Genomic DNA, 5,365 nt, shown 5'->3' with positions numbered 1-5,365 from the left:
GTTCGAGGGGGCTGCTCAAGGGGGTGGTGCTGGTCCTCCCGACGCTATAGACGGGCCTTGCGACTGATGGCTGGATGAGACGGATTCAGGTTGTAGTGCCCCATTCGGGCGTGGTGGTCGGGCTTATATCAGCGATTCCGCTGAAGGACTGGCGAACCGCCGCGCATGCGTGTACACGGAACGGTCACACGCGCTGTCGACGACGGATCGGAGGGCGGATGTCGGATCGGGAGGAGACTCCGGGGATGCCCGTCCGCGGAATGGACGAGGGGGAGTGCTGCTCGGTCGAGGAACGGCGACCCTATCCGGCGACTCTGGACACGGCCCCGGGCCGGGCCGCTGGGCGAGAGAATTGACCGGGCGTTCACCGGGCCGACCCCGCGCCGAAACACTGCGATGATGGGCTGTCCACTGGTGATCGCCGTCGCACCCGCGTCGCGGATCACCCGCCGCGGGCGAGCGGCGGTCCCGACGAGAGGGAGGACGCGATGGACACGGCCACGACCGCGACCGGCGACCGCCCGTCCACCCCGCCGTCCCGGGAGCGCCCGAGACGCCCCCGGGTCCGCGCTCGCACCGTGATCGGACGGCTCCTGCTCGTCCCCCTCGTGGTGCTCGCCCTCTTCGGCGCCGGGATCCCGCTCTACGTCACGCCCCCGATCGACCCGATCCCCGAGCAGGCGGACGCGGTCTTCGTGCTGGGCCCCTCCACGAGGGCACGCGTCGAGTTCGCCCGCCGGATCATCACCTCCGGGGCGACGGACACGATGGTGCTCTCGGTCGGCCCCGGCGAGATGAACGCTCCCTACGAGGCCAAGAAGTACAAGAAGTGCAACGAGCCCGGCGGCGACGTCCTCTGCTACTCCGCCGACCCGCTCACGACCCAGGGAGAGGCCCGGCAGCTGCGCGACATGGCCGAGCAGTACGGCTGGGACCACGTCATCGTGATCACCAACGCCTCCCACCTCGTGCGCGCCGAGATGATCATCGAGCGCTGCTACTCCGGCGAGCTCTCGATGGTGCCCTCGGGGGAGCCGATGGGCCTGGACTACCTGGTGAACCAGTACGTCTACCAGACGGGCGCGTTCCTCAAGGCCTTCCTGGTCACCAACGGCTGTTGACGCGAGCACTCCTCCTCGAGCCGCCGAGCCCGCCTGCGCTAGTCTGCCCGGGGCGCCATCGGCCCCGAGCCCGCTCCTGCGGAGCCCGGCCGGCCCGGCCCACGACGGCAGCGCGGCAGGAGGATCGACCGGGGAGACCCGCGACGCTCCCCGCTCCGCACCGGTCACCCCCACGCGAACCCCTCCGAAAGGCCCGCCCGTGACACCTGCCCGATCGATCTTCGCCGTCGGCCGCGGCCAGTACGAGAACATCGGCGACATCATCCTGCGTCGCCAGCTCCTCGACTGGCTCCGCGAGTCGGGTCCGCTCCACGTCTACGTGGGCCACTCGCCGTGGGGCTACGACGACGGCCTGCGCCTGGGCCCGGACGACACGGTGTACCGCTCGCTCCTGCGCTGGTACGCGGCGCTCGCCCGCGAGGCCCTCGCCGGCCGGGCGAACTCGGTGTTCAAGCCGGGGGAGATCCAGCTGACCCTGATCGGGATGAAGGAGCACCTCGTGATGCTCCCGGGCATCGCCCTGGTGCGCCTCGGCGGCGGCCGCGTGATCCGCGCCGGCGTGGGCACCCGCAACTTCGCCCCGCTGCCCCGCGCGATCATGTGGCCCTCGATGGCGCTCTCGAGCTACACCCGCTGGCGCGACGACAAGACCGCCGGCTACATGCGCGTCGGCGCCGCCATGCCCGACCTCGGCTACGGCGAGGGCTCGAGCGATGCGGAGCTGACCGCGTTCGCCGCGCAGCCCGACGAGGAGCGGCGCGTGCTGGTCCTCTCCCTCCGCGAGGACCACGAGGTGGACGCCCGCCCCTACCCCGAGCAGGAGTGGCTGGCCGCGATCAAGGGCTTCGCCGAGCGCGAGGACCTCGACATCGTCGTCGTCACGCAGGTCGCCGTCGACGCCGAGCGCTCCCGCCGTCTCGCCGCCGACCTCGACGCGGACATCCTCGACTGGGATCCGGCGCACACCCACGACGAGCACGAGATCCTGCTGCGCGAGCTCTACCGCACGGCCCGCGTCGCGATGAGCGACCGGCTGCACGTGATCATCATGGCGTTCACCGAGGGCGCCGCCCCGGTGAGCCTGCAGATGGACGGATCGACGAAGGCCTCGCGCCACTTCGAGACCATCGGGATCCACGACGTCACCGTCGACATGTCCCGGACGACCCCGGCCGCCGGCGTCGAGACCTTCTCCGCCGTGGTCGCCCGCCGGAGCGAGCTGCTCGAGAAGCTGCTCGTCGCCCGCGGGCGCCTCCGCGGCGTCCGCGACGACATCCAGGCGCTGCTCGCCGTGCCGCCCCGCAGCCGCCCGGCCGCCGCGGCAGCCCCTGCCGGCCCGAAGACGCGGGTGTACCACGTCGGCCGCAGCGGAGAGGTCCCCGGAGGCATGACGCAGGTCGTCAACGGGTACCTGCGCTGGCCGTTCGAGCGCTCGGACGTCCGGGTGATCTCCTCCCGCACCGCTCCGGGCGAGCACGTCGCCGCGGCCCGCCTGGCCGCCGGCGCCGCCGCCCGCATCGTCGCGATCGCGCGCCGGGAGCCCGGCGCCGTGATCGTCGTCCACCTCTCGGAGCGCGGCTCGTTCCTCCGCGAGGGGTCCCTCCTCCGCCTCGCGCACCGCCTGGGCCTGCGCACGGTCGCCCACCTGCACGGCAGCGAGTTCGCCGCCTTCACCGCCGCGCACCCGCGCCTGGTGAAGGACGTGCTGCGCAGCGCGGACGAGATCATCTCGCTCTCGGAGGAGACCTCGGCGATCTGCCGCCGCTACGTCCCCGCCGAGCGCGTGCACCTCGTGCCGAACGCGCTCGAGCAGGGCACCCCGCGCGAGAAGACCCGCACCGTCGTCTTCGGCGGCGTCGTCAGCCACCGCAAGGGCGTCGACGTGCTGCAGAAGGCGTGGGCGGAGGTCGAGGGCAAGGAGGGCTGGCGCCTGCTGGTCGCCGGTCCGATCCGCGAGCCGGAGGTCGTCGACCGCGGCGTCCCGGGGATCGAGTTCCTCGGCTCGCTCGAGAACGCCCGCCTGCTCGCCCTGCTCGACGAGGCGTCCATCGCCGTCCTGCCCTCGCGCGACGAGGCGATGCCGATCTTCATCCTCGAGGCACTCGCCCGCGACGCCGCCGTCGTCTCGACCGCGGTCGGCGGCATCCCCGAGGTCCTCGGCGACGGCTGCGGCCGCGTGGTCGCGCCCGGAGACGTGGAGGGCCTCGCCGCCGCGCTGACCGAGCTCATCACCGACGAGGACGCCCGTGCCGAGGTCGTCGAGAAGGCCGGGGCGCGCTTCCGCGAGCGCTTCTCCGCCGACGCCGTGTTCCCGCGGGTCGAGGAGGTCTGGCTCGGCTGAGCCGCCTGCGACTTCGCCCCGGATCGCGCCCCGGGCCCCGCTCCGGGCCTGGGCGGAGCCGCGGGAGCGTAAAATCGGTGGAGTCCGCGTCGCCGTGCCGCCGCGCGCCCAGCCGTCCGCTCCCGGACGCCTTCTCCCTCCATCCCAGAGAGGCTCGACCGTGGCCATCGCCGCCGACTCCGACCGCCGCCTGTGGACCCTGCCCCTCGCGCGCGCCGTGATCGCGGCGGTCGCCGGCTGCGTCGTCACCTTCTCACCCGACCACGGGCCCGCCTTCGGCCTCGCCGTCTTCGGCGGCTTCGCGATCGCGACCGGCGCCGTCTCGCTCGCCCTCGGGCTCCGCAGCTGGAGCGGCCGGGCCCGCCCGCTCGCCCTCGGCTCCGCGGTGCTCACCCTGGTCGCCGGAGTCGCGGCGCTCGTCGCGCTCCCGGTCGCCAACCTGCTCTCCTTCGTCGCCCTCGTCGCCGGCTGGGCGCTGCTCTCCGGCTTCCTCGAGTTCTCGAGCGGCCGCCGCGGTCAGGGCCTCGCCGCCCGCGACTCCGTGATCGTCGGCATCGGCACGATGCTCCTCGGCGCCGCCTTCGGACTCCTCCCGCCGCACCCCGTCGTCACCGTCGGCCTCCTCGGCGCCTACGCCGTGATGGTCGCCGTGTTCCTCGCCATCGCGGCGTTCTCGCTCAAATGGGCCGCCGGCGCCGACGCAGCCACCGGACACGATCCCGTCGCCCCCACGACACCGACCTCCGGAGGAGACCGATGACCGCCGAAGGCCAGCAGCCCGACCCCGCCTCTCCCGCCGACCGCGCCTCGGCGGCCGACTCCGCCCCGGCGGCCGACTCCGCCCCGGCACGCGACCCCGGCGAGTTCACGCCCCGCACGTTCCAGCCGACCCGCAAGGACCGCCTGCGCCCGCTCGAGCTCATCGGCTTCTCCGCGGTGATGGCGGCCTTCGTCGGCCTCGTCGTCATGCTCTCGACCCGCGAGCCGGTCGTCGCGCTCATCTCGTTCGGCGTCGCCTTCATCGTCGTGCTCGTCGCGATCGCCATGTTCTCGCTGACGTTCAAGCCCGACGAGGCCGAGATCGCGGACATCGACGAGCAGGACTCCGCTCACTAGGTAAGGGACGGCTCCGCCGTCACCTAGTCGGCCGGGAGCACAGCATCGCGGGTGGAGGGTCCCTTCCGCCGCGCATGCTGATCGAGCAGCCCGGAGGGCGTCTCGAGATCCCGCCCGCGCACGCGGGCGCCGCTTCCGCGTCGGTGGTCGCGCGTAGCGTGCGGAGGGTGGCGGAGGCGATCGGGCGGTGGTGGCAGCGGCGGCGGTTCTCGCGTGGCGCCGACGTCCCCTACGCGGTCGGCACCTACCGGGAGGCATGGGCGTCCTACCCCGTCCTGGTGCGGCAGTACCGGCCCGAGTACAACGAGGGCATCGTGCTCAGCCAGATCCCGCCCGCGGCCGACGTGTACCTGTGCTGGCTCTGCGACGCCGGACATGTCTTCGTCGCCACTCCCGAGGAGCAGCGCCACCGTCCCGGCCGGGAGCGGCGCCGCTCCTCCTGGTGCCCCGACTGCGCCGAGCTCGCCTCGCCGCGCCTGCCCCGGGCCGCGCCGATGATCGGCGGCCGGCTCGCCGAGGTGCTCGCGCCGACGTCCGCCCCCGACGACGGCTCCTTCGTCCTCCTGGCGCCGCCCGCCGTGATCGCGCGAGGGCTCCCGACGTCCGTGTCACCCACCGGCCGCGGGTCCGCGTCACCCGCCGACCCGAGCGGATCCGCGCGCGCCGCGTCGTCGACTCCTCCGTCCGCTCGATCCACCCCTCCAGCTGCCGCCGCTCGGGTCGGCGGGTGACGCGGACCCGCGGCCGGTGGGTGACACGGACGTCGGGAGCCCTCGCGCGATCACGG

General features: G+C 73.6%; 5 protein-coding genes. All 5 read left to right on the top strand.

Features of this window, described 5'->3' with window-relative positions; all coding sequences use genetic code 11:
- Positions 1-488 precede the first annotated feature (488 nt).
- On the top strand, positions 489-1,121 hold the full coding sequence (locus C5C10_RS17160; protein WP_104324840.1) for a YdcF family protein: 633 nt from the start codon (positions 489-491) through the stop codon (positions 1,119-1,121).
- A gap of 199 nt (positions 1,122-1,320) precedes the next feature.
- The gene (locus tag C5C10_RS17155; protein WP_104329868.1) at positions 1,321-3,462 is read left to right on the top strand and encodes a glycosyltransferase family 4 protein; all 2,142 of its coding nucleotides are present in this window, start codon (positions 1,321-1,323) and stop codon (positions 3,460-3,462) included.
- A 160-nt stretch (positions 3,463-3,622) separates the two neighbouring features.
- The gene (locus tag C5C10_RS17150) at positions 3,623-4,222 is read left to right on the top strand and encodes a DUF308 domain-containing protein (RefSeq protein ID WP_104255875.1); all 600 of its coding nucleotides are present in this window, start codon (positions 3,623-3,625) and stop codon (positions 4,220-4,222) included.
- On the top strand, positions 4,219-4,578 hold the full coding sequence (locus C5C10_RS18325; RefSeq protein ID WP_258060637.1) for a hypothetical protein: 360 nt from the start codon (positions 4,219-4,221) through the stop codon (positions 4,576-4,578). The genes C5C10_RS17150 and C5C10_RS18325 overlap by 4 nt, the downstream gene beginning before the upstream one ends.
- Before the next feature lie 167 nt (positions 4,579-4,745).
- Complete coding sequence (locus tag C5C10_RS18465; RefSeq protein WP_374953359.1) at positions 4,746-5,309, top strand: hypothetical protein; 564 nt, start codon at positions 4,746-4,748, stop codon at positions 5,307-5,309.
- Positions 5,310-5,365: the final 56 nt, after the last annotated feature.

The organism is Rathayibacter sp. AY1A3 (genome assembly GCF_002930975.1).
In the GTDB taxonomy this organism is placed as follows: Bacteria; Actinomycetota; Actinomycetes; order Actinomycetales; family Microbacteriaceae; genus Rathayibacter.
Note: the sequence above shows the minus strand (reverse complement) of the source record. Positions and strands in the feature narration are given on the sequence as shown.